The following is a 3,758-nucleotide window of genomic DNA, read 5'->3' as shown; positions in this document are numbered from 1 at the left end:
AACCAGCCAGCGCCGCAGGCGCCACGGCGGGGAAGCCGACGACGTGGGCTGAGGCCCGCCCCGCGGCACCGCCCCGCGCAGCGGACAACAAGTCGGCCTGCCCGCGCAGCGGACCGGCCCGCGTCGCAAGGCGCAACAAACAGGAACCCGCACGGCGGGAAAGCCAAGTACGTGGGAAGCAAAGCCAAGCGCTCAGCGGAAGTCGCCGCGCTGGACGCGGGCGGTGAGGGAGGCGTTGGAGAGGAGGGAGCCGTAGCCGGTGGCGGCCCAGAGGCTTTGCTCCGGGGGGACCTCGAAGTACGGGACCGGATGGCCGTCCAGGCGGTCGGTGAGGACCTCGGGCGCGCGGCGGGTGCGCACCGCGCGGAGGCAGGCGTCGCACGCGGCGACCCGGAGTTCTTCCCGGCGGCCCAGCGGCCGCCAGGGTATGCGCCGGGTGGCGGGGCCGTGCAGCGGGTGGAAGAAGCACAGCGGAAGGGTGGTGGCTGAGGGGGAGAGCGCGGCCCGACCCTCGGCCACCAGCGCGAACACGCCCGCCAGGTCCGGGATGCCGCGCGCCCGGTCCAGCACCGTGCCGGCCGCGGCATAGGCATCCAGGGCGCGCTCGATGGCCTCCGGACGGCCCGTGGCGGCGCGGGCCTCCTCGCCGAGCCGCACCACCTCCTCGCCGGCGCGCTCCCGCAACCCGTCCTTATCGGCCTGGTGCGCGGCGGCGAACACCGACCGCGGCATCGCGAACGGCGCCTGGAAGTCACGCAGCCGCGCGCGGCGCCGCAACAGCAGCCAGGTCGCGGCGAGCACCAACACCGGCCCGACGATCAGCGCCACGATCCGACCGGCCGACGACGAGCCCGCCGCGGGCTTCTTCGCCGCGCCACCGCCCGACGCCGCGCCGCTCGGAGTGCCGCCGAGAGGGGCGGTGAGCCGCTGGTAGACCTGGTCGCCGTCGCCGGCCTTGATGAGGGCGATGGCCCGGGATATCCGCTTGGCCAGCCCGGCGCCCTTCAGGGAGTCGTCGAAGTACACCGATGCGGCGGCGCGTTGGGACTGGTGGGCGTCGGCGGGCCACTCGCGGGCCGCGATGTCGTCGGGGAAGCTCCCGGGGGTGATGAGGATGGCCGGGCCGCCGCCCATCCGGTCGTGCACCACCTCCGTGAGCTGCTCCGGCTTGCCGCCCCAGTTGTCGCCCTCGACCAACGGGACCAGCACCACGCGGATCGGCAGCTGTGTCCCCCGGATCTGCCGCACCAGCGCCCGCTGTTGGTCCGGATCGACCGCCGAGGACAGCGACGGATCGACGTACACCGGCGAGGCGCGCAGCGCGTCGGCGATCTTCTGCCCCGGGCTCTCGGCGGCCGCGGCCGGCCCCGCTGCGGTGCACAGCAACGCGACGGAGGCCAGGCCGACGGCGACGGCGGAACGCAGCGAACGACGCTGACGAAGGTCAGTTGACACCGAAGGACTCCCGTACCTCGCGGGTGAGTTGATCTATTCCGGCGCCCTTGGCGAGCGAGGCCAGCGGGCCGGGGTGGTCGGGATACGGGGTGGCGCCCCGGCGCCCGGAAGCGCCCGGGCCGGGCAGGCGCAGCACCGCGCCGGGCGTCTCCCGACAGGCCGCGCACACCGGCCGCGCCGGCCGACCCCGGCCGCCGCCGCGCTCCCGCTCGGTGGCCGTGCCGTGCAGCGGGTTGCGGTAACAGACCTGCGCCGCGGCGTGGGGCGCCCGGACCGCGGCCCGGCCGGCGCGGGCCAGCACGATCGCACAGGCCAGGCTGGCCGGGGTGACGTCGGCGTCTATGCGGCCGTCGCCGTCCCCGTCGATCAGCAGTGCCGCGGCGTCCAGGCACTCCCAGGCCCGCCGGCGCGCCGCCTCCGGCAACCCGTCCGCCGGCTCCAACTCGGCCGTTAGCGCCTCGACTTCCCGCCGGGCGGTGTGCCGCAGCCACGCCCGCTTGGGCTCGACGGGCGCCACCGAGCCGGCGGCGGCCCCGGCGCGACGGCGTATCAATCGCCGCGCGACTGCGGAGACCGCCACCACCACCCCGAAGAGCAGCAGGCCACCCAACGCGCCGATGAACAGTCCTGGTGGGAAGTCACCGGTGAACAGCCCGGGCAGCCTCTGCTGCGCCGCGGGATCCTGCACCGGAAGCGGCGCGAACGGCTCGTTGGCCGTCTTGGCCATCTTGGCCCGGGCGACCGACCCGAGCAGCTTGTCCAGGCGCGGTCCCAGCGTGCGGCCGTCGAGGTCGGCGGCCGTGGAATCGCGGGTCTCGTCGTACAGCGTGCTGGTGTCCAGGTGCGTGCCGTAGTTGGTGGTCCACAGGGAACCGCTCGGCAACTCCGCGAGCACGTACAGCGCGTCGCGGTGCAGCCGGTCGTGCAGCAACTGCACCAGCTTGTCCTTGTTGCCCGCCGACTCGTCGTTCAGCGAACTGGGCAGGGCGACGACCAGGACCGGGACGGGCAGCGACCGGATCCGCTGGCGCAACTCGGCACGCTGCGCGGCGTCCAGGGGCGAGGCGCTCTCCGGATCGACATACAGCGGGTCGTGTCGCAGCCCGTCGGCGACCCGATCCACCCGGGCCCGCATATCGGCGGCCGTCGGCGCCGAACCGTCCCCGGTGCTCGTGGCGTCGAAGACCCGCGAGGCACCGAAGGCCAGCAGCGCGGCGAGCACCAGCGCGCCGAGGGGGAGTGGCCAGGCGGACCGGGGGCCGCGGCGGCCAGGGGCCGGGGCGCCTCCGTGGCCCCTGGTGCCCCCGGAATTCCGGGGGCACCTTGGGTCTTTCGCGCCGACTATCCCCTTCGCGCCGGACCGGCGCCTGGTCAGTGCGTAGTTGGCGATCAGCAACCCGCTCAGCGGGACGCCGGCGACCACGACGCCCGTGAGGAAGCTCTGGTTCTGCCGGTCCGTCTTCGTGGTGTGCAGCGTGGGCGGCTCGTGCGTGTTGTGCGCGCCGCCGTAGGTGGCGCGGGCCTGCTCGGCGCGCTGATGGGCGTGCCCCGAGGCGAGCACATCGACGAAGCGTCGGAAGACCTCGCGGGGCGTGGCGTCGTAGGGGAGTTCGTACAGTGTTGCGGTCTTGGCGTCTGCGGCGCCCGGCACGCTTACGCCGTAACTCTGCACATCGGACAGCCCCGTCTCGGAGACCGTGACATACAACCCCTTGCGCCCGAGGTGGTCGTGCACCCCGGCGAGCAGACCGGAATCCATGCCGCCGGAGGTGAGGAACGGCAGCACGATCACATATGTCGGCACCTGCAGCCGGCGGGCCTCGGCGGCGAACTCGGGCGCCGCCGATCGCGGTACGACGCGCGGCAGTTGGTCGCTGATGTAGACCGGGCTGTGCCGGAGGTGGTCGGCTAGGTAGGCCGATTGCGACGTGGCGGCTGGCGCCGGGGTGTCGACGACGAGGGCTGCCGCCGGGCCGATGGGGAGGAGCACCGTGGTGGCGGCCAGCAACATTGCGGCGGCGGCGAGCCGCGTTGCCAACCAGCCGCTGAGCGGCGGCCTTTCGGTGCGTCGCATGGCCTCCACCACCCCTCGTCCCCCTCGTTCGAACCTTGTCCTGAAGGTACCGGTGGTGTGGGGGTGGGTGGGGACGCCTGTGGATAACGTCCCGACCGAGGCGGATGTTGTAGTCGGCCGGGGCCGCGTTCTGCTTGGTGGTGGGTGGCGGGGGTGGGCCTCCGGCGCCTGTGTTGTGGACTGCTTCGCTTTACGTCCACAACACAGGCGCCACCCGCCCCCCCCCACC

At 73.9% G+C, this 3,758-nt stretch carries 2 protein-coding genes; both read right to left on the bottom strand.

Annotated features, from left to right (window positions below; genetic code table 11):
• Positions 1 to 192: 192 nt before the first annotated feature.
• Positions 193 to 1,455, bottom strand: a complete 1,263-nt coding sequence (locus ACFVFQ_RS38430; protein ID WP_383425343.1) for a hypothetical protein — start codon at positions 1,453 to 1,455, stop codon at positions 193 to 195.
• On the bottom strand, positions 1,445 to 3,529 hold the full coding sequence (locus ACFVFQ_RS38425; RefSeq protein WP_383425341.1) for a hypothetical protein: 2,085 nt from the start codon (positions 3,527 to 3,529) through the stop codon (positions 1,445 to 1,447). The genes ACFVFQ_RS38430 and ACFVFQ_RS38425 overlap by 11 nt, the downstream gene beginning before the upstream one ends.
• Positions 3,530 to 3,758 lie beyond the last annotated feature (229 nt).

It is taken from the genome of Streptomyces sp. NPDC057743 (assembly GCF_042798755.1).
GTDB lineage: Bacteria > Actinomycetota > Actinomycetes > Streptomycetales > Streptomycetaceae > Streptomyces.
This window is presented reverse-complemented; position numbering and strand designations above follow the sequence as displayed.

What these genes read in the sequence shown, in the direction of transcription:
- ACFVFQ_RS38425 (WP_383425341.1), bottom strand. Translation starts at nt 3,529, where the DNA reads ATGCGACGCACCGAAAGGCCGCCGCTCAGCGGCTGGTTGGCAACGCGG.